Source organism: Ruegeria sp. BI7 (assembly GCF_056537925.1).
The window spans coordinates 1,223,424-1,244,104 of record NZ_JBQFSK010000001.1 but is presented as its reverse complement, the minus strand read 5'-3'; the positions used below and the strand labels follow the sequence as shown (position 1 = coordinate 1,244,104).

General features: G+C 58.8%; 17 protein-coding genes. 7 read left to right on the top strand and 10 right to left on the bottom strand.

Annotated features, from left to right (window positions below; genetic code table 11):
* Positions 1-37 precede the first annotated feature (37 nt).
* From trkA to hflX, 4 genes are all read left to right on the top strand, one after another.
* Complete coding sequence (trkA, locus tag ACR0JB_RS06180) at positions 38-1,414, top strand: Trk system potassium transporter TrkA (protein WP_170375566.1); 1,377 nt, start codon at positions 38-40, stop codon at positions 1,412-1,414.
* Positions 1,414-2,952 carry a TrkH family potassium uptake protein gene (locus ACR0JB_RS06175; protein WP_480789753.1) on the top strand — a complete coding sequence of 513 codons (1,539 nt, stop codon included), beginning with the start codon at positions 1,414-1,416 and terminating at the stop codon, positions 2,950-2,952. The genes trkA and ACR0JB_RS06175 overlap by 1 nt, the downstream gene beginning before the upstream one ends.
* Positions 2,953-3,076: 124 nt before the next feature.
* Positions 3,077-3,316 (top strand): RNA chaperone Hfq, encoded by a 240-nt coding sequence (hfq, locus tag ACR0JB_RS06170; RefSeq protein WP_010440340.1) that lies wholly within the window; start codon positions 3,077-3,079, stop codon positions 3,314-3,316.
* The gene (hflX, locus tag ACR0JB_RS06165) at positions 3,316-4,587 is read left to right on the top strand and encodes a GTPase HflX (RefSeq protein WP_170395972.1); all 1,272 of its coding nucleotides are present in this window, start codon (positions 3,316-3,318) and stop codon (positions 4,585-4,587) included. The genes hfq and hflX overlap by 1 nt, the downstream gene beginning before the upstream one ends.
* A gap of 3 nt (positions 4,588-4,590) precedes the next feature.
* On the opposite strand, the gene ACR0JB_RS06160 is transcribed toward hflX, so the two are convergent.
* From ACR0JB_RS06160 to hemB, 4 genes are all read right to left on the bottom strand, one after another.
* Positions 4,591-4,986: an SgcJ/EcaC family oxidoreductase gene (locus tag ACR0JB_RS06160; RefSeq protein WP_170348881.1), complete on the bottom strand. Its 396-nt coding sequence runs from the start codon at positions 4,984-4,986 to the stop codon at positions 4,591-4,593.
* Positions 4,987-5,094: 108 nt separating this feature from the next.
* On the bottom strand, positions 5,095-7,557 hold the full coding sequence (locus ACR0JB_RS06155) for a penicillin acylase family protein (RefSeq protein WP_170395970.1): 2,463 nt from the start codon (positions 7,555-7,557) through the stop codon (positions 5,095-5,097).
* Positions 7,558-7,732: 175 nt separating this feature from the next.
* Positions 7,733-8,308, bottom strand: a complete 576-nt coding sequence (locus ACR0JB_RS06150) for a lipid-binding SYLF domain-containing protein (RefSeq protein ID WP_170358718.1) — start codon at positions 8,306-8,308, stop codon at positions 7,733-7,735.
* Between the two features lie 143 nt (positions 8,309-8,451).
* On the bottom strand, positions 8,452-9,450 hold the full coding sequence (gene hemB / locus ACR0JB_RS06145) for a porphobilinogen synthase (RefSeq protein ID WP_170395968.1): 999 nt from the start codon (positions 9,448-9,450) through the stop codon (positions 8,452-8,454).
* A gap of 120 nt (positions 9,451-9,570) precedes the next feature.
* Here hemB and ACR0JB_RS06140 point away from each other — a divergent pair, with 120 nt between their 5' ends.
* Positions 9,571-10,095 carry a component of SufBCD complex gene (locus ACR0JB_RS06140; RefSeq protein ID WP_170375562.1) on the top strand — a complete coding sequence of 175 codons (525 nt, stop codon included), beginning with the start codon at positions 9,571-9,573 and terminating at the stop codon, positions 10,093-10,095.
* 21 nt (positions 10,096-10,116) lie between these two features.
* A complete protein-coding gene (gene mfd, locus ACR0JB_RS06135; protein WP_170395966.1) occupies positions 10,117-13,572 on the top strand; it encodes a transcription-repair coupling factor in 3,456 nt (1,151 codons plus the stop codon).
* Here the strand turns inward: mfd and ACR0JB_RS06130 are convergent.
* The 5 genes from ACR0JB_RS06130 to ACR0JB_RS06110 form a co-directional block, all read right to left on the bottom strand.
* Positions 13,569-14,243, bottom strand: coding sequence for an SH3 domain-containing protein (locus ACR0JB_RS06130; protein ID WP_480789752.1), 675 nt, complete (start codon positions 14,241-14,243; stop codon positions 13,569-13,571). The two genes, mfd and ACR0JB_RS06130, sit on opposite strands and share 4 nt — an antisense overlap.
* Positions 14,240-15,904, bottom strand: coding sequence for a tetratricopeptide repeat protein (locus ACR0JB_RS06125; protein WP_170395962.1), 1,665 nt, complete (start codon positions 15,902-15,904; stop codon positions 14,240-14,242). The genes ACR0JB_RS06130 and ACR0JB_RS06125 overlap by 4 nt, the downstream gene beginning before the upstream one ends.
* Before the next feature lie 57 nt (positions 15,905-15,961).
* The gene (locus ACR0JB_RS06120) at positions 15,962-17,170 is read right to left on the bottom strand and encodes a multidrug effflux MFS transporter (RefSeq protein WP_170395960.1); all 1,209 of its coding nucleotides are present in this window, start codon (positions 17,168-17,170) and stop codon (positions 15,962-15,964) included.
* A gap of 75 nt (positions 17,171-17,245) precedes the next feature.
* A complete protein-coding gene (locus tag ACR0JB_RS06115; RefSeq protein WP_480789751.1) occupies positions 17,246-17,905 on the bottom strand; it encodes a DsbA family oxidoreductase in 660 nt (219 codons plus the stop codon).
* Positions 17,902-19,419, bottom strand: coding sequence for a class I adenylate-forming enzyme family protein (locus tag ACR0JB_RS06110; RefSeq protein WP_170395956.1), 1,518 nt, complete (start codon positions 19,417-19,419; stop codon positions 17,902-17,904). The genes ACR0JB_RS06115 and ACR0JB_RS06110 overlap by 4 nt, the downstream gene beginning before the upstream one ends.
* 65 nt (positions 19,420-19,484) lie before the next feature.
* Between ACR0JB_RS06110 and ACR0JB_RS06105 the strand changes: the two genes are divergently transcribed.
* Positions 19,485-20,108: a helix-turn-helix domain-containing protein gene (locus tag ACR0JB_RS06105; protein WP_170348870.1), complete on the top strand. Its 624-nt coding sequence runs from the start codon at positions 19,485-19,487 to the stop codon at positions 20,106-20,108.
* Here the strand turns inward: ACR0JB_RS06105 and ACR0JB_RS06100 are convergent.
* Entirely contained in the window at positions 20,097-20,333 is a 237-nt protein-coding gene (locus ACR0JB_RS06100) for a hypothetical protein (protein ID WP_170348869.1), read from the bottom strand. The genes ACR0JB_RS06105 and ACR0JB_RS06100 overlap by 12 nt on opposite strands.
* Positions 20,334-20,681 lie beyond the last annotated feature (348 nt).

The following is a 20,681-nucleotide window of genomic DNA, read 5'->3' as shown; positions in this document are numbered from 1 at the left end:
CTGTCATTCAAAGATTTCAGGCAGAAGGGCCAAAAACATGAAGGTCATCATTTGCGGTGCGGGTCAGGTCGGCTGGCAGATTGCACGGCACCTTTCGGGCGAGCTGAACGATGTGACGGTGGTGGACAACAACCCTGACCTGGTGCGTCGCGCGACCGAAACGCTGGATGTGCAGGGGATTGCAGGGTTTGCCAGTTATCCGGACGTGCTAGAGCGGGCAGGCGCCCGTGACGCCGACATGATCATTGCCGCGACCCATTCGGATGAGGTGAATATGGTCACCTGTCAGATGGCGCACTCCATTTTCTCGATCCAGCGCAAGATCGCGCGCTTGCGCTCGAAATCCTATCTTCAGGCCATCCACTCGGACCTGTTTCGTCGCGATCACCTGCCCATCGACGTGGTGATCAGCCCTGAGCGCGAGGTGGCCGCCGCCGCCATGCGCCGCCTGTCCGCACCTTCGGCCTTTGACACGGAAATGTTCATGGATGGTAAAGCCCAGTTGCTGGGCATCCGCATCGAAGAAGACTGTCCCATTGTCAATACGCCGCTACGGCAACTGACAGATCTGTTTTCAACACTCAGCTCTATTGTCGTGGGGGTTCGGCGCGACGGCAGCCTGTTTGCTCCGGAATCCGAGGACCAGTTGTTCGTTGGCGATGAATGTTATGTCTTCAGCAATGTTCAGGACGTTGATCGCACGATGGAGGTCTTTGGCAAGACCCAAAAGAAACAGGACCGCGTCGTGATCGTCGGTGGCGGTAACGTCGGGCTTGAGGTTGCGCGCACGCTGGAAGAGCGTGAAAGCCGAGTGCGCGCCAAAATCATCGAACGGGATCGCAGCTGTGCCGAACATGCCGCTGAAGCATTGGAACGAACGATTGTTCTGAATGGCGACGGGCTGGATGCCGCACTGTTGCGCGAGGCGGGCATCGAACGGGCCGATGCGATGCTGGCGGTTACCGATGATGACCGGGCCAACATGCTGGCCGCGGTGCGCGCCAAAGCCGAAGGCTGTGCGCTGGCGATTGCGTTGATCAATGACCCCACTATGGTGGCGCTGATGGGCCCGCTGGGGATCGATGCCTATATCAACCCGCGCGCAACGACCGTCAGCTCAATCCTGCGTCACATTCGCCACGGGCGGGTGCGGCAGGTCTATTCCATTGGGGATGCCGAGGCCGAGGTGATCGAGGCCGAGGTGCTGTCGACCTCGCCGCTGGCCGGTCAAAAACTGCGCGACATTGATTTCCCCGAAGGCGTTCTGGTGGGTGCCGTACGCAAGGGGGATGAGGTGCTGCGCCCCACTGGCAGTCTGCGGATCGAGGAAAAAGATGTCGTGGCGATCTTTGCCATGGCCAAGGATGTGCCCGAGGTCGAGCGGTTGTTGCAGGTTTCGATCGATTTCTTCTGATGATGCGCGCGCGAACACAGCAGATCGGTTTGGTGCGGCGCTTGCCGCTGTTCCTGCTGATCTGGGCGGTGTTTTCGCTGTCGATGTGGGTGCCGGCGATCTATGCGCTGGCGCTAGATGATCATGACACGTCGCGGTCGTTCTTCTATTCCGGTTTGTTGGGACTGTTCGTGGTGGCCTCGGTCGGGTTGGCGTCATCGAACCGGGTGCCGCGAAGGGGCACGTTGGGGCAGTTGGCCGTGTTGTTGGGGTGTTTTACGGTACTGCCCTTGTTTCTTGCCATTCCGCTGCACGATGCGTTGGGCAATACCACTTTCTTGAACGCCTATTTCGACATGGTCAGTGCGCTGACAACCACGGGCGCTGACATTTTCCCAGACCCTGATCGCCTTACGGCCCCGCTGCACCTTTGGCGGGCGCTGGTGGGTTGGATGGGCGGCTTGCTGATGTGGGTTTCGGCCGCCGCGATTCTTGCACCGCTGTCGTTGGGCGGGTTCGAGGTGACCGCACGTGGGCAACCCGGCCGTCCAGTCTCTGGTGTTGCACAAAGTGAAAAGGTCGATCCGCGTGGACGATTGATCCGAGTGACTCGCACGCTGACGCCAGTTTATACAGGTCTGACGGCGGTGATCTGGCTGTTGCTGCTGATCGCAGGCGAACAAGGGCTGACCGCCATCTGTCATGCGATGTCCACAATGGCTACGTCCGGAATCTCTCCGGTCGGTGGGCTTGAGGGCGCACAGGCTGGTTTCACGGGCGAGGCGATCATATTCTTGTTCCTGTTCTTTGCCCTGTCCCGACTGACCTTTTCCACGGATACCGCTACCACCGGATATTCGCGGCTGGACAAGGACCCAGAGTTTCGGATCGGTCTGCTGATCGTCATCGCCGTTGCAACGCTTTTGTTTTTTCGTGTGTGGGCGGGCGTCAATGAAATCGGCGGGACACTGAGCCCGATTGATGCGGTGTATGTGTTCTGGGGTATGGTGTTCACGGCACTGGCTTTCTTGACGACGGCCGGGTTCGAAAGCGCCAACTGGAATGACGCACAGCAATTGTCGGGGCTGGGGACGCCCGGCCTGATCCTTATGGGGCTGGCCCTGATCGGCGGGGGAGTCGCAACCACAGCGGGCGGCGTCAAACTGCTGCGGGTATTTGCTTTGTACCTGAACGGTGCGCGTGAGATTGACCGGCTGATTTACCCCTCATCGGTCAGCGGCGTAGGGGGTGGCAATCGACGCATTCAAAGCGACGGAGCCTTTATCGCCTGGATCTTTTTGATGATGTTCGCACTGACGGCCGCCTTGTTCAATCTGCTGCTGGCGATGATGGGGGCAGGGTTCGAACAGGCCATGGTCCTGACCGTTGCGGCGCTTAGCACGACGGGTCCGGTGATTGAACTGGCCACGGATATTCCCATCCGACTTGTGGACCTGTCACTTGGAGCCAAACTGACAATGTGTGCGGCAATGGTGATCGGGCGGCTGGAAACACTTGCGATCATTGCCTTGATTACGCCAACCCTTTGGCGCGATTAAGCTTCGGCATTCCAGAATTGACTGATTTTTCATCTGGAATATCTGTGCGCAGCACTCCATACTCCTGCGGAGGGAGCGCGTTGGTCCGCAGCGCGTAGCAAGAACAATGGCGAGATAATAAAATATGGCTTCGGACAGACAGAATCTGCAGGACGCGTTCCTGAACAATGTACGGAAAGCAAAGGTCCCGGTCACAATATTCCTGATCAACGGTGTGAAATTGCAGGGTGTGATCACCTGGTTCGATAATTTCTGTGTCCTGCTGCGCCGCGACGGACAGTCGCAGTTGGTCTACAAGCATGCGATTTCGACCATCATGCCGTCGCAACCGATCAGCTTGTATGAGGGCGAAGACGCCTCTTGATGGAACACGATAGGACGCGCACCCGGGCTTGGGTGCTGCATCCGGAAATCAAATCTGATGAACAGCGCCGCGTTCCTGAACCGGCGCTGGGAGAGGCGGTGGCGCTGGCTGCCGCTTTGCCTGATCTGGATGTGATCGGGTCTGAAATTGTGCGCTTACAACGCGCCCAGCCGGGTTTGCTGTTCGGCAGTGGCAAGATCGAGGAACTGGCCGAGCGGCTTCATGACAATGAAATCGAACTGGTTCTGATCGACGGGCCGGTGTCACCCGTGCAACAGCGCAACCTTGAGAAGGCTTGGAAGGTTAAAATCCTCGACCGAACCGGCCTGATCCTTGAGATTTTCAGCGACCGCGCCCGCACCCGCGAAGGTGTGTTGCAGGTCGAGATGGCGGCGCTCAGCTATCAACGAACGCGGTTGGTGCGAGCCTGGACGCACTTGGAGCGTCAGCGGGGCGGATTGGGGTTTGTGGGCGGTCCCGGTGAAACCCAGATCGAGGCCGACCGCCGTGCGATTGATGAACAACTGGTGCGTCTGCGGCGGCAGCTGCAAAAAGTTGTCAAAACCCGCACACTGCACCGCGCTGCCCGTGCCAAGGTGCCGTATCCGATTGTGGCCTTGGTGGGCTATACAAACGCCGGGAAATCCACACTGTTCAATCGCCTGACCGGGGCCGAGGTGATGGCCAAGGACATGCTGTTTGCCACGCTGGACCCGACCATGCGCCGCGTTGAGTTGCCCGACGGTCCTGAGGTGATCCTGTCGGACACGGTGGGTTTCATCTCGAACCTGCCAACCGAACTGGTCGCGGCTTTCCGGGCGACACTCGAAGAAGTTCTGGGCGCCGATATCGTTGTCCACGTACGCGACATCAGCCATGAGGAAACCGACGCGCAGGCGCAGGATGTCGAGGCGATTTTGACCTCGCTGGGCGTCGACGAAGAACGCCCCCGGCTGGAGGTGTGGAATAAGATCGACTTACTGAATGACGACGAACGCGAGGCCGCGTTTAAACGAGCCAAACGTGATCCGTCGATATTCGCCATTTCGGCGGTAACCGGCGAAGGGGTAGACCCTCTGCTGACCGAGATTGCAACCAAGCTGCAGGGTGCGCGACACGAAGAGATACTGTCTTTGGGATTTGCCGAGGGCAACAGGCGCGCCTGGCTGTTTCGACAGGATGTCGTGCGGTCCGAAAAGCAGACCGAAGACGGGTTCGAAATCACTGTATTGTGGACGGACAGGCAGGCGGCGCAATTCGCCGGGATTTAGCAATCAACCCCCATCAATCTGACGCTGCATATCCTCGACGTCGAACCAGCCTTGCGAGGATAGAACTTTGTGGTCTTCGGTCAGGTCCCATTCTTCCCAGCCCCGTGTGACGACGAGATTGCCGGTTTTGGTATGGTGGCCTTCGAAGGTCCAAACAAAGATAGCGTGGGGCCCAGCCCATCGCATCATATCGCAGCGTAGCTCAAGATCGGGAAAGTCTGATTGAAATCCACGGGCCATTTCGGCGATCGCGGCGCGGCCTTTCAGCGGTTCAGCCCGGTTCATGGATATCTGCCCGTCGGCGGCAAAAAAGCTGGCGACTGCATTATGATCACCCGAACTCCAGGCGATTGCATAGTCGCGCGCAAGGTTGTTCAGCCTATCCCGAATACTCGCCATTTGTGCCCCCGGTCCCACATAATCCGCTGACAGATCGTATGCGAAAACGGCACTCGGCGTCCACGGGGGCGGGTAGCAGGGGGCAAGGTCTTGCCGAAACAGCGGAATTCAGCGCGGGATCAGGGTGGTTACTCCGACGGCCGCGGCGCGCGCCAAATCCAGGTCCAGTGACATCGGGATATACTCGCCTCGCCGCCATAGTTGAGCCTGATCATCATAATAGCGCGATAGGAAATGGCCCGACTGGCCGGTTGCCGTAATAAAGACCGAGCTGTCCGGGTCCGCAAAGTCATAAACACCGCGATAACCTGCGCCATGTACGTTCTGAAACGGGTCCTTACCTTCGCCCGAGGTACGCCCGCGCAGTAGGGTATTGTCGCCGCCGCTTGTGGATTGCCGGATATTGACGAAGAACCGTAAAACCGGAACCGAGCCCAAAACCGGGTGATCGTGTGTTGCCTGATGCGCATCGCCCCAGCGCAGGGACTGCAGTGCGGTTCCATAGTTTTCAGCGATCCAGATCAGCGCATCGTCCAGCGCCAGCCGCGCCATGTCGGTGCAGGTCTCAGAGGGCGCGCTTTGACGGACGTCACACCAGACCGACGCGCCATCGATGTCGCGGTAGACGCGCTCGATGAACAGCGGCTCGACATGTTTGTATTCGGCGGCCAGTGGGCCCAGCTCGTCCGAGATCAGACGTATTTGCAGCGCCCTTAGCCACGCGGCATAGATCAGCGGTTCGGGCAGGTGCTCGTTCATCTCACCGTTCCATTCGGCCAGCAAGGACAGGGCGATCTGGCGCTGACGTTCCGGGGTGCCTTCGGGGGCGGATGCGCCGGTAAACCAAAGATCCGCGCCGATCAGCGGCAGCAATGAGCGGGCAGTAAAGCTGACGGTATCCAGTTGCGCCTCGATAAAGCTGTCGCGCGTGTGAACCTCGCGCGATTGCATCAGGCGTTCCCAGCGATGAACGCGCTGGGTGTCGCCCCATTCATACGAGACATGCAAGGGGAAGGGGCGGTCGATGATCTTGTTGTTTGTGTTGCCCAGAATACCACCTGCGGGGGCCACGAATTCGGGATTGTCGGCATAGGGCAGGCGACCTTGCCAGAGGTTTTCGGCCAGCCAACCGGGTGTTGGGATGCGGCCACGGCTTTGGTTGCGCAGGTCGCGTTTGGGCATTGCGCCAATCAATTTCAGACCGATCGTGTCCTTGTCGACCAGCGACAGGTTTTGCGAGGGCGAAATGAACAGCTCGCCCACATCAATGGCCTCGCGAACAGTGTCGGCATTCATCAGGGCCATAGACGCCGTCATCGACGTGTCGCGCGGGCTGAGCGCCGTCCAAGACAACGAGGCGACATGACCCGGAGGCGTGATCGTTTCCAGATTGTAGTGACTTCCAGGCAGGACCGGGCCATTTTCCGTCCAACGCAGGGTCAGGGTGATGGGGGTCTCGTCCTTGATCTCGATAATCGAGGGGCGGGTGCGGAACTTTTTGAAGCCATCCGGCGACAGGTATTCCTCGGTGTTGTCGGGGTTCAACTGCTCGATATGTACGTCCTGATCGTCCAGGTAGGACGACGTCAGACCCCAGCCCAAACGATCACTGCGCCCGGTCATGATGGCAGGAACGCCGGGAATAGTTGCACCAATCACGCCACCTTTGGCCAACTCCAGCCGCGCCAGATACCAGACACCGGGGGCAGTGAACCCTAGATGAGGGTCATTGGCCAACAACGTTCCTCCACTGGCCGAGCGTGAGGGCGCGGCGGTCCAGGCATTGGACGCTCCGGCCAATCCTCGTTTCGGAAAAGGCGACAGCGGCGTGTCGGGCATAGGCGTGCCGCGGGCGTAACGGGGCAGCCCTGGAAACAAAGCGGCATATTCTGGCAGGGCAGCAATACCGGCCCCCGGCACATTCGGCAGGATATCGGTCAACCGCGCCGGATCGTTCAACATTAATGAAGTACGGGCACGCAGCACTTCGTCCTCAAGATGGCCGGACAGTTGCAGACCCATCAGCTTGATCACCGCAATGCTATCGCCCGGTTGCCAGGGCGAAACGGGCGCGTTGAACAAAAACATCTCGGGCGCACCACGGCCAAGGGCGGCTTCGTTGATCTCATCCAGCCGCGCGTTCACCCCGGCGGCATAGGCGCGCAAGGCGGCTTTGGTGTAATCGTCCTGGGCCTCGACCGAGCGGTGGGCCAGACCGTAAAGGTCCAGTCGGCGCAGCAGCTTGTCGATGTGGACGGTACGCGCGCCGAAAATTTCCGACAGGCGCCCCTGGGCGGTACGGCGCATGACCGTCATCTGCCACAGACGGTCCTGCGCATGGGCATAGCCCAGACCGAAGAACACATCCGGGTCATTTTCGGCCAGGACATGAGGAACATTGGCGGTATCGCGGATGATCTCGACCGGGGCGTTCAGCCCCCGAACCTCGACCGTTTGATCGTAATCCGGCAGGGACTGGCTCGCCAGGAAATACACCAATGCCACAGCGGCCAAAGCCAGCAGGACCAGACCCGTTGTAATGCGTACGAGCCAGCGAAAAACAAATCCCATCTGCGGCCTACAATCCTGATCCTATTCCGATTGAGGTCAGACTAGATGATGGCTGGATCGACCGAAAGAGGAACAGCCCGGGAATATTCGTGTTTACAGCGCTATAAATGAAAAACCCCGCCGCAGCTGGGAACCTGTGGCGGGGACTAATGAGGGGGGAGTGGTAGTCCGATGTTTAAGGAATGATCCGCGTGTATTTGGTGCCTTCGACAGTGGCGCCGAATTTCAAACCGGCTTGGCCGAATACCACCGCCAGCACAGGCGAACGCAGAGTCGTTGTGTCAGTGGACAGGGAGTTTCCAGTTGCATCAACCACATAGCCAATATCGGCACCGGCAGTCCATCCGCTGGAACGGCGGAAATCGTTCAGTGCGTCCTGGGTCATGAAGAACAGGACATGTGCATATTGTTGCGCGCCGATTTGCAGGCCGGCGGTTCCGGAAATTGCAGAATAGTAATCAACCGTTGCGCCTTGAATGCGCAAGGCGCCTTGGCCGTAGGCGCCACCAAAGAAGATTAATCCGGCGTCGGTGATCAGGGGCATGATCAACATGCCGTTGGCTTTGTTTGCGATCTCAACCGTGTTGGGATATTTCGCATACATTTCGGTTAGTGTGGCATCGACGCGTGCGTCGATGGTGGCGGCGTTGGTGTTACCCACGCCGTTGCCACAAGCTGCGGTTACCGTCAAACCGGCCATGCCAAAGGCAAAGCCGCGACGGCTTAGTTGGGGTGCATTGGAACTGCTCATGTCTTTTTTTCTCTGTATGACTGCCTGATATGTCGGGTGTTCCCGATCTTATGTGCAAGAATACGCCGATTGCCGTCGCGTGTCACGGGAAAGCTGAGTGACAGCGAATCACAATCGGCGAAAAATTGCGACAATTGGGGGCATTAGCCTTGCAAGGCGCGCGCGACCTGTGGGGCGAAATAGGTGAGGATGCCGTCGCAGCCAGCGCGCTTGAAGGCCAACAGGCTTTCCAGCATCACCCTGTCACCATCGATCCAACCGTTCCGTGCCGCGGCCTGTATCATCGCGTATTCACCCGACACCTGATAGGCATATGTCGGCGCGCCAAAGGTGTCCTTTACCCGTCGGCAGATATCCAGATAGGGCATGCCGGGCTTGATCATCACCATATCCGCACCTTCGGTCAGGTCGCGTTCGATCAGGCGCAGGGCTTCGTTCGAATTGGCCGGATCCATCTGATAGGTCTTCTTGTCGCCCGTAAGCGCACCCGAAGCACCGACCGCATCACGGAAGGGTCCGTAAAAGGCGCTGGCGTATTTCGCGGCATAGCTGAGGATCATCACGTTCTGGTGCCCAGCAGATTCCAACGCCCGGCGCATTTCACCGATCCGCCCATCCATCATGTCGGACGGACCGATGATATCGGCACCTGCCTCAGCCTGAGCCAACGTCATCCTGACCAACGCCTCGATCGTCTTGTCGTTCACAATTTCGCCATCGATGACATAGCCGTCGTGACCGTTGATGTTGTACGGGTCCAGTGCCACATCGGTCATTACCGCGATATCCGGGGCTGCGGCCTTGATGGCGCGGATGGCCCGGTTGGACAGATTGTCAGGGTTCCAGGCCTCGGCGCAATCCTCGGTTTTCAGGTTGGCGTCGGTATAGGGAAAGATGCAGATCGCTGGGATTCCCAACGCCTGCGCCTCAACCGCGGCCTTGGCTATCAGGTCCACCGACCGGCGCATCACACCGGGCATCGAGGGCACGGGCTCCTCCACACCCTCGCCGTCGCGCACAAAAACCGGCCAGATCAAATCATCTGTGGTCAGCGTATTTTCCCGAACAAGGCCGCGCACGGCCTGAGATTGGCGCGCCCGGCGGAAACGGGTCAGGGGATAGGGGGCGATGGTCGGCTTCATGTCGCGCTCTCCTTGAATATTCCCGCATTGGGTGGCATGAATTCCACGTGGTCTCAAGGGTAACGATGGTCGCGCCTGCGCAGTGAAGGCCCCTAAGGACAGTGAACAAAGGGCTGACGCTTGGACTTATTCTCTACGCTTTTCGAAATTATCGACATGCGCAGCTTTTCGAATCTGTGGTATTGGATCGGGCTGGCCGTGCTGTGGTCGTCCACAAGCCACTGGACGCTGGGTGTGCCCTATGATCTGCTGGTGCGCGCGCGCCGTGTCGGCGGTGAAGCCGAGCGTGATTTTCTGGACATCGTGCGGATCAACAGAAACCGGATACTGTATATCGTTGAGGTATCGGGGCTGGCCATTCTCGGGTTGAGCTGTTTCATCTTTACCGGTCTGGCGATGCTTGGGTTCGTTTACGGGGTTGAATTCGCGCAGGCTGTGTTCTTGTTGTTATTCCCGGTCTGTATTGTGATGCTGATCAACATTTCGGCGGCGCGAAAGCTGCAGGCCGGCGACGGGACATTGGAATTTACCGGTAAGATTTTGACCCGCTGCCGGATTTATACGCAGATTATCGGCATGATCTCGATCTTGATCACGTCGCTTTGGGGCATGTATCAGAACTTTTCGATTGGTGTTCTGGGGTAGGAAATTCGGAAAGGCGAGGCAATGACGGCTCCGAACCACGTAACAGTCGGCGGCGCCCCTGAGGGGTTTGACGCACAGCTTGTCCTGAACGAGATCACGCGATCCGCCGGGCCGGTTTGCCACGTCGCGCGAGATGACAAGCGGATGGAGGCAATGCGCGCAGCACTTGCCTTTTTCGCCCCGGACATGCCGGTGTTCGTCTTCCCCGGCTGGGATTGCCTTCCGTATGACCGGGTGTCGCCGAACGCGGATATCGCTGCGGCGCGGGTCGCAACACTGGCCGCGCTGGTGCATCAGATGCCCGAACGGTTTGTGTTGCTGACCACGCTAAACGCCGCGACCCAACGAGTGCCAGCGCGCGAAGTGCTGCGTGAGGCCGCGTTTACTGCCCGGGTCAACCACCGTGTCGACGAAACAGCATTGCGGAACTTTTTGGTGCGCATGGGTTTCACGCAAAGCCCGACGGTTATGGAGCCCGGAGACTACGCGATCCGCGGCGGCATAATCGACATCTTCCCTCCGGGCGAATCCGGCCCGGTTCGGCTGGACCTGTTCGGTGATGTGCTGGACGGTGCGCGCCGGTTTGACCCAGTGTCGCAGCGCACGACTGAAAAGCTGGACGTGGTTGAACTGGCCCCGGTGTCCGAGGTCATTCTGGATGACGCCGCCATCACACGATTCCGCCAGAACTATCGCATCGAATTCGGCGCGGCGGGCACCGATGATCCGCTGTACGAGGCGGTCAGCGCTGGCCGCAAGCATCAAGGCGTGGAACACTGGTTGCCGTTTTTTCACGAAAAGCTTGAAACGCTGTTCGACTATCTGCCTGGTGCCACGATCTCGTTGGACGATCAGGTCACGCCCACGCGCTTGGCCCGGTGGGAATCGATTGAGGATCAGTACGAAACTCGGCGGTTGGCACTGGAAAACCGCTCGCGCATGGACACGGTTTATAAACCTACGCCGCCCGGATTGTTGTATCTGGACGATGCTGCATGGGAGCAGGCGGTGGGTGATCGGCGCGTTTTGCAATTCAGTCCGTTGCCGCAGGCCAGCGGCCCCGGCGTGATCGACGCTGGTGGACGGATCGGGCGGAATTTTGCACCCGAACGACAGCAGGAAAGCATCAGCCTTTTTGGCGCGCTGGCCAGTCATATCACAGACAAGATGGACAAAGGGCCGGTCCTGATCGCGTCTTATTCCGAAGGTGCGCGTGAACGCCTGACCGGATTGATCGAAGACGAAGGTCTGGCTGAGGCGATCCCCGTTTCCGACGGCACTCGCGTCGGTAAACGCGGGCTGCACCTGGCTGTATGGGCGTTGGAGCATGGGTTCGAAACGTCGGATCTGACGGTGATCGCTGAACAAGATGTTCTGGGCGACCGCCTGATCCGCCAACCCAAGAAACGCCGAAAGGCCGAGAACTTCCTGACCGAAACCCAATCGCTATCACCCGGCGATCTTGTGGTGCATGTGGACCACGGGATTGGCCGCTACATGGGGATGGAGGTCGTGACGGCGGCGGGCGCAGCCCATGAGTGCCTTTTGTTGGAATATGCCGAACAGTCCAAGCTGTACCTGCCGGTCGAAAACATCGAGCTGCTGTCGAAATACGGTCACGACGAAGGTCTTCTGGATCGTTTGGGCGGCGGTGCATGGCAGGCCAAAAAGGCCAAGCTGAAAGAGCGCATTCGCGAGATGGCGGACAAGCTGATCCGCATCGCTGCTGAGCGGGCGTTGCGTAAAGCTCCGGTGATGGACCCGCCGCCCCATGCGTGGGAGGAGTTCAGCGCGCGTTTTCCGTATCAGGAAACTGATGATCAGCTGCGCGCGATTTCCGATGTGATGGAAGATATGCACTCGGGCGCGCCAATGGATCGTCTGATTTGCGGCGATGTCGGCTTTGGCAAGACCGAGGTCGCCATGCGTGCTGCCTTTGTCGCCGCGATGTCGGGCGTGCAGGTGGCCGTTGTGGCCCCTACGACGCTGCTGGCCCGACAGCACGCGGCATCGTTTAAGGAACGGTTCCGGGGATTCCCGCTTGAGGTTCGGCAGCTGTCGCGTTTTGTATCGGCGAAAGAGGCGCAACAAACCCGCGATGGGTTGGCGCGAGGCACAGTGGACATCGTGGTCGGCACCCATGCGCTGCTGGCCAAGGGGATTCGGTTCAACAACCTCGGGCTGCTGATCATCGATGAGGAACAGCATTTCGGGGTGGGTCACAAAGAGCGCCTCAAACAACTGCGCTCGGACATTCATGTGCTGACCCTGACCGCGACGCCGATACCGCGGACGCTGCAATTGTCGCTGACAGGTGTGCGTGATTTGTCAATCATCGGCACGCCGCCCATCGACCGTCTGGCCATCCGCACCTATGTCAGCGAATTCGATGCGGTCACGGTGCGCGAGGCGCTGCTGCGCGAACATTATCGCGGCGGGCAAAGTTTCTATGTCGTCCCGCGTATCTCGGACCTGCCCGAGATTGAGGAATTCCTGAAGGACCAACTACCGGAACTGACTTACGTTGTCGCGCATGGGCAAATGGCGGCGGGCGAACTCGATGACCGCATGAATGCCTTCTATGACGGGAAGTATGATGTGCTGTTGGCAACGACGATTGTGGAAAGTGGGCTGGATATTCCGACGGCCAACACAATGGTCGTGCATCGCGCGGATATGTTCGGTCTGGCGCAGCTTTATCAGATCCGCGGACGGGTGGGGCGATCAAAGGCCCGCGCCTATGCCTATCTGACCACCAAACCGCGCCAGCGATTGACGGCCACCGCCGAGAAACGCCTGCGGGTTCTAGGCTCTCTTGATACACTGGGGGCGGGGTTCACGCTGGCATCGCAGGATCTGGACATTCGCGGTGCCGGCAATCTGCTGGGCGAGGAACAGTCGGGCCAGATGCGAGACGTGGGCTACGAGCTGTACCAATCCATGTTGGAAGAGGCGATTGCCAAAATCAAAGCCGGTGAGATGGAGGGTCTATCGGACGCAGACGACCAGTGGGCCCCGCAAATCAATCTGGGCGTCCCGGTTCTGATCCCCGAGGATTATGTGCCCGATCTGGATGTGCGCCTGGGGCTGTACCGCCGCTTGTCCTCGCTTTCGACCAAGGTTGAACTTGAAGGTTTTGCGGCCGAGTTGATTGACCGCTTTGGTTCGCTGCCAAAAGAGGTGAACACCCTGATGCTGGTCGTGCGTATCAAAGCGATGTGCAAACGTGCGGGCATTGCCAAATTGGACGGCGGACCAAAGGGTGCGACGATCCAGTTCCACAATGACAAGTTTGCCTCGCCTCAGGGGTTGGTCGAGTTCATCCAGAACCAGCGCGGGCTGGCCAAGGTCAAGGACAACAAGATCGTCGTGCGACGCGACTGGAAAAAGGACAGTGACAAGATCAAGGGTGCCTTTGCCATCGCTCGTGATCTGGCGGAAAAGGTTGTGGCCGAGAAGAAAAAGGCGAAGGTCTAGTCTCCGCTGACAAAAGTACACAACTGCCAGTCGCCCGTGTCTGACTTGACGAACGCGGCACGGTGGCCGGTCATGGGCCAAAGAAAATCGGCGTGCATATAACCTTGCGTGCCGTCCGTCAGCAGGACGCGCTGATATTCGGCACCGTCTTGATAGTCACGTATAATCGCGATTTCGTGGCTGATCAGGCTTATAATGGACGAGTTGCGATCCGGTCTTTGACGTAGAGATACATCGGAACCTTTGACAAAGAACGCCAACTCTGGGTCCAGCGAGGCGGGCAGGGTGATCTGCCATTGATGCGGCATCCAGAACTCGCCTTCTTCGTCGAAGTAACCGGGCTGAGACAAAGTGGTTTCCAGGTCAGACCAGTATTGCGCGCGTAACGCATCCGCGTTTTCACGCTGTTCTTCCGACAGGGCTTTCGGGTCGAGGGTCAGATTGGAACGTAATTCCTCGGGGCCGCCGTCGCCGCCATGGCTTAGGTAGATGTCGGGGCAAGCCGCCGAGACCACCGCGTCGATATCCCGAGCGGACACTTGAGCCAATAACGCCTCACGAAAAGTCACCAGAGACGGATCACGGTCGGCTTGATCGACCGGCGGAAAAGATTGACGGTCGGCAACGGCAGGGCCGCAGATCACGGCAGCCAGCAGTAGCGCGTATTTCATTCGGCGGCCCTCATCGCGGCTTGGGCGCAGAAACAGGATGCTCCGACCGCGCGGTCGGCACGTGCCAGAGCCAAATCAAGACGTTGTTTGATTTGAGCGATTTCAACACTTTCGCCGCGCGCCTTCAGGCAGTCATGCAGACCTTTGAGGCTCCAAACATTGTCCGGATGGATCGAAGCACGGCTGAGGGTGCCGCCCAAGCCAAGGTCTTCGCGATAGACCGCTTCAGCCTCGGTTTCGTGACCTTGTTCAAACAACAACGCCCCTAATGCATGGCGGGTTGGCTGCATCCAGCCCCATGGTTCGTCATAGGGCAGCGTGTCATCCAACTCGACCGAGCGTCGCAGATGGGCGTAGGCGATATCGTAGTTGCCCTTGCGATACTCAATCTCTCCACTCAGCATTTCCCGCGCGATTTCAAGCAGGTCAACGACGCGGTTGTTGTGTAGCAGGCGTGTTTCGGGCACGCAGGCCTTGGCCGACAGGAACAGTTGTTCCTCAGCTTCGGCTTCGGCGACGTCACCGGTTGCAGCATGGGCGATGGCGCGAGCATAGTGGATGGTGGCAGTTAACGTGCGATAGAGGTCGGGGTCTGCGGGCAGTTCCAGCGCCTTTGCCTCGTCCCATCGGCCAAAGCGGATCAGGATATGCGGCCCCATGGACATGTAGCTTTCGAAGTAATCCGCCATGGGCGGGCTTTCGATGCGCAACATCTCTTCGGGGGTTGTGTCCCACAGGCCCTGATTGGCGCGTAGTGCCGGTTCCATCTGGCCTAGGAACAACGCGCCATAGATGGCGAAATGGTAATTGTGCTGACGGTAGCCAGTGTAGATATTGAACGCGCCTTCGCGCTCGTAATATTTTAGATCGGCTATGGTGGCCTGTTCGTTCCAATAAACGACGTTGTGGTAGCTCCCGCACAGCACATCGATATGGGTGGGCATATGCACCAGATGGCCTGCATCCGGCACCAGCGTGCGCAGAACATCCCCGGCTTTTAATGCCTTTTCGGGCGTCGGTGACATCTCCATCAGGTGGACATAGAGGTGCAGCAAACCCGGGTGCGACATGGCTGCGGGGTCATTTGCCATCGCGTCCTCAAGAACCTTCTGCGCCTCAAGCGTGGCGGCACCTTCGGCCGGTTTTCCGGTCTTCAGATCCCACATTTGCCAGGGGGTGAGGTTCAGCAGTGCCTCAACATAAATTGTATGCAGGTCCAAGTGATCGGGTTGGTCGGCAAAGGCTGCGCGCATGGCATTTGCAAAATCGTGGTTCCAGCTGTTCATATCCGGGATCGGATCGCGCTGAGGGTAACGAGCGGGCAGGGCGCGGATCAGTGCCTGTTCAACGGGGGTGCAGGTGTCCAACAGGGCTACCGCTTGCTGTGTCGCGTCATAGGCTTGCGCAAGCGCTTTCTGCTGACCACGCTCGTCGCGTAAATCCCAAGGCAGGTTGTAATTCGGGCCGGCTGCGTAGGCGATGCCCCAATAGGCCATAGCGCAATCCGGGTCATGCTCGGCAGCGCGCTGGAAACAGACAACGGCCTCGTCATGGTTATAGCCATAGGTCCAAACCAGCCCCCGATCGAACCAAAGCTGCGCCTCGGCTGAGGTCGTGCTGACTGGACAGGAATATGTGCCCAGATCGTAATAGTCGCTCATTGAAAATCTCCCCTCGGGTCGGGGAAAGATTAGCGTGATTCACCCGGGCTGCACAGGTCAGGCAGGTAGTCTGTTTTCGATCCGGCCCATATGCAGCATAAGCCCGAAACCGGTCACGCTCATCACCAGAATGCCGGTGGTCAGCGGATATAGCGAGCCATCGAACATTTGACCGATCGGGGCGGCGATAGCGGCGGCCAGAACGGTCGAAAACGCGCCGATGACCGACGCTGCCATACCGGCAATATGGCCCATTGGCTCCATCGCAATGGCGTTCAGGTTGCCCATCGTCATGCCAGCCATGAAAAAGATCGAGGTCTGCCAGAAGACGAACACCGCAAAGTTCAGATTGGCCGAAAGCGGCATCATGTTCAGCGTGATGACGCCAATCGTGATGGCGATCTGCGCGCCAAGGGCCCATGTCACCAGCCGCCGCATCCCCACGCGGATCACAAGCGCGGCGTTCAACAGGCTGGCGGACCCCGCCATCAAAGCCACAAAGCCAAACCAAAACGGGAAGCTGTCGGCGCTGTCATGGATCACATCATAAACTGGCTGCACCATGGTCAGCATGGTGAATAACATGCCAAGGCAAAGGGATTGCACAAAGATTGATACGCGCACCGTGGGATGGGCGAACATCTCGCGTGCGGCCGCGGTCATCAAGGGCAGGCGCAGTGGGCGACGGTTTTCCGGCCTCAGCGATTCTGGTAGGCGCAGGCCCAGCCAGATCACGGTGATCACCGAGAACAGGATGAACGAAACAAAGATGCCACGCCATCCCGCGATGGCGATCATTCCGGCCCCCAGCATCGGGGCGACGGCGGGCACCAGCGTAAAGATCATCATGGCGATAGAGACGATCCGCGCCATTTCCCGGCCCGAGTACAAGTCTCGGATGATCGCCATGGCGACCACACGCGGCGCGGCGCAGCCGATGCCCTGCGCTACCCGCGCGAACAGTAGAAGTTCCAACGAAGAACTGGCCCAGGCCACGGCTGCCGACAAGATGTAAAACGCCGAGCCGACATAGATCACTGGCTTGCGCCCAAACGCATCGGACAATGGACCCACAAAGAATGTACCGATGCCCATGCCCAGAACAAATGAGGTCAGGATCAACTGAGCGTCGTTGATATCATCGGGGCTCAGCTGCGCGCCGATCTCGGGCAAAGCAGGCAGCATCGAGTCGATCGAAAACGCAATCGTCGCAAACATCATTGCGACAAGTGCGATGAACTCTCCCGAAGACATGCGATTGGCCATGGCGCCCTCCTGACCTGATTGCGCTATCACGGCTTTTCAGGAGGCGCTAGGGGGCAGGCTGCACAGGGACCTGTGCTATTTTGCAGGGGAAGCCTCAAGCTGAGACATAATCTCACCGATTACTTTTTCCCACATTTCAGGGGGTTGTGCGCCCGGAACCGCGTGCTGGTTGGCCACAATGAAGGTAGGAACAGAATTTACCCCCATCTGTCGCGAATGGGTGTCGCGGGTGCGGATATCCTCGCGATCAGCGTCGGATTTCAGCAGTTTCGATACCACAGCTGCGTCCATGCCGATACAGTCGGCGATATCGGCCAACACTTCGTGGTCGCCAATATCACGTCCTTGCACGAAATACGCATCGAACAGAGCGTTTACGGCTGCGTCTTGCTTGCCCTCGATCCCGGCCCAGTGGATCAGGCGGTGCGCGTCCAACGTGTTAGGTGTGCGTTTCATCCCTTCGAAGTCGATGCTCAGCCCGGCATTCTGCGCATGCTCAACCACCGGGGCATAGGCGCGCACGGCACCGTCTTTGCCGCCGAACTTGCGCTCCAGATATTCGCGGCGATCCATGCCTTCGTTCGGCATGTCGGGGTTTAACTGAAACGGATGCCATTCGATAACGAACGGGTGGTCCGGAATAGCGGCCAGAGCTTTGTCCAGATGGGTTTTGCCGATATAGCACCATGGGCAGATCGGGTCGGACATGATGTCGAGTTTGACGGTCTGGGTCATGGTGTATTCGCCTTGAAATAGGCCGGGAGCGCCCGACGCAGGAGTTTGCCATTACCACCGGTTGGCAGCTCGGGCAGGTGAATGAACGCGCGTGGCTGTTTGTAGCGCGCCAGATTTGCCTCGACATAGGTGCGCAGGGTGTCTTCGTCCAGCTTTTCCGGCCCGGTATAGAAGGCTGCTATCACATATGTGTCCTGTTTGACCTCAACCGCCGCCGCACCCACTTGCGTGATGCCGGGGTATTTGGTTAGGGCGGCCTCAACCTCGACCGGGGACACGCGATAGCCACCCGCGTTCATCATATCGTCGTCGCGGCCCAGATAGGTGATCTGCCCATCAACCGCCATGGCCCCTTGATCACCGGTCAGAAACCAGTCGCCCTGCATGCGGGCCTTGGCCTCGTCAGGTGCATTCAGATAGGTTAGCATCAGACCGGGGTCGGATCGGTGGATGGCAATGGTACCTTCTTGGCCACGCGGAACCGGTCCGTCCGGCCCCAATATCGCCACCCGGCGACCCGGTTGAGGTTGCCCCAACGACTCGCCCCGGGCCGGATGGGCAGGGCTGGACGAGATGAAGGTCGAACATTCGGACATACCGAAGGCTTCGTACAATTCTGTCCCGGTCAGGTCGCTCCATTGCGCATGCAGGTGCCGCGACAGCTTTTCGCCTGCGCACAGGCCGTGACGCAGGTCCGGTAAATGCAGATCACCGGCGGATTTAAGCAATTTGCGAAACACGCCGGGCGCGGCGGCAAAGATCGTTGCCCGATGTTGTCTTAACAGCTCTGGAAGGGCATCAGAGTCGGTGCCGGGTTCGGGGATCAACGCGGTCGCGCCGATCGTCCAGGGATCCATCAGCCCGGTGCCCAGAGTATAGGTCCAGTTGAACGCCCCGGCATGACACAGGCGGTCCGTATCCCGCAACCCGTACCAGCCATCCACCATCATCTGGCGCGCCCAGATGGCGCGGTGGGCATGGGCCACAGCGCGTGGTTTGCCAGAAGTGCCAGAGGTATAGACGACATAGGCCAACCGGTCCGGGTCGCCGAGTTGGAACTCGGCAGGGGGCAGTGCGCGCATCCCCGACAGATCGTCCAGCGTAATCTGCAACGGATGATTGGCGCAGGCGACGGCTGGGTCGCGCAGAATGGCTGTGGGTTGCAGATCAGAAATAATGCGCGCGGTTTCGGGCTCAGTCAGCTGTGACGAGGTGGGAACCGGCACGACCCCGGCAGCTATGGCCCCAAGATAGGCGATGGGGAAATCAACCGTATTCCCCAGTCGCATCAATGCAATGTCCCCGGGATTCAATCCGGTCTTCAACAGCCCGGTAGCGGTGCCCAGAATGGCCGATTTCAATACGCCATAGGTCCAATCCCGCGCCCCGTCATTGCCTAAAACCGACAAGGCGGTTTTGTCCGGGTGGTCATCCGCGTGCCGCAGAACGTGCGCGGCCAGATTGAATGGTGCGGGGCAGGCCGGAGGCGGCCCCTGATCGAAAACAGAAAGCATGGCCACTGGCTATCGCGGGGCTTGGCGCGTTGCAAGCCGGGCAGGCTGGTCCTATAGATTGACGCATGAGTACTAATGAACAGCCATCTCTGATCCGCATTGCACGTGACTCGGGTGAGCACACCGATCCCGAACCACTTGATCTGGGCGCGCGCGTGCGTCAACTGCGCAAGGCGCGGAACTGGACGCTGGAACAAGCGGCGTCTCAGGCGGGGCTTGCGCGCTCGACCCTCAGCAAGATCGAGAATGGGCAGATGTCGCCCACTTATGACGCGCTGAAAAAGCTGGCGACCGGGTTGGAAATTTCGGTGCCACAGCTGTTCACCCCGCCACAGCGTGATCAGGTGATCGGTCGGATGGCAATCACCCGCATGGGCGAAGGCGCTGAACATCCGACGGGAACATACGAGCACGAGTTGCTGGCCGAAAACCTGACGAAAAAGCAGATGCTGCCCTATCGGGCTCGCGTGCGCGCGCGCTCAATGGACGAATTTGACGGCTGGGTGCGCCATGACGGCGAAGAATTCCTGTATGTGCTGACCGGGGTTGTGAAGCTGTACACCGAATTCTATGAACCCGTCGAAATGCGCCGTGGCGACAGCGCTTACTACGACGCCAGTATGGGTCACAACGTAATTTCCGTTAGTGACGAAGATGCGACGATCCTGTGGGTAACGTCACTTGCTTAAGGAACGGCTGAACTCGCGGTTCAGACCTTCGGTGAATAGAAAATCCTCAAGTTCTTCGTGGGCTTCATTTACGGTCAGGTGGTGGCGTTCGGCCAGGTAGGCTTCGAACCCTTTTCGATCTTTGCTCAGCCGCACCTTGTCCTGATCGCGCAGATTCGGAAAACGCCGTTTAGCGCGGGAATACATAGCATCCCAGTCTTGCAGCAGGTCAGTCCAGTTCAACATCAGTCAGCTTTCCGTAATTCGGGTTTCACGGCTGCTCGGCCCTTTCATCAGGGTACGGAGATGGCGGGAGTCGATGCGCATGACAAAATGTCGCACCTGAGCGGCGCTGACGTAACGTCAAAAAGGCCCGTTACGCACGATACGCAACGGGCCTACGGACCTAAGGTTGGAGTGAGTGGAGGCCGGTCCGCAAAATCCAAGAGTGACGCGCTGCATGACAAGCTATCTAGCGAAATAATCAGAATTAATCCGGCCAAACAGCACGTTTAAATGACAATAGGCTATATCGTACAGATATGTTCAGTAAAGCCCCTTGTGGGTGTTTTTTTTATTTAAGCTGGAATTTGG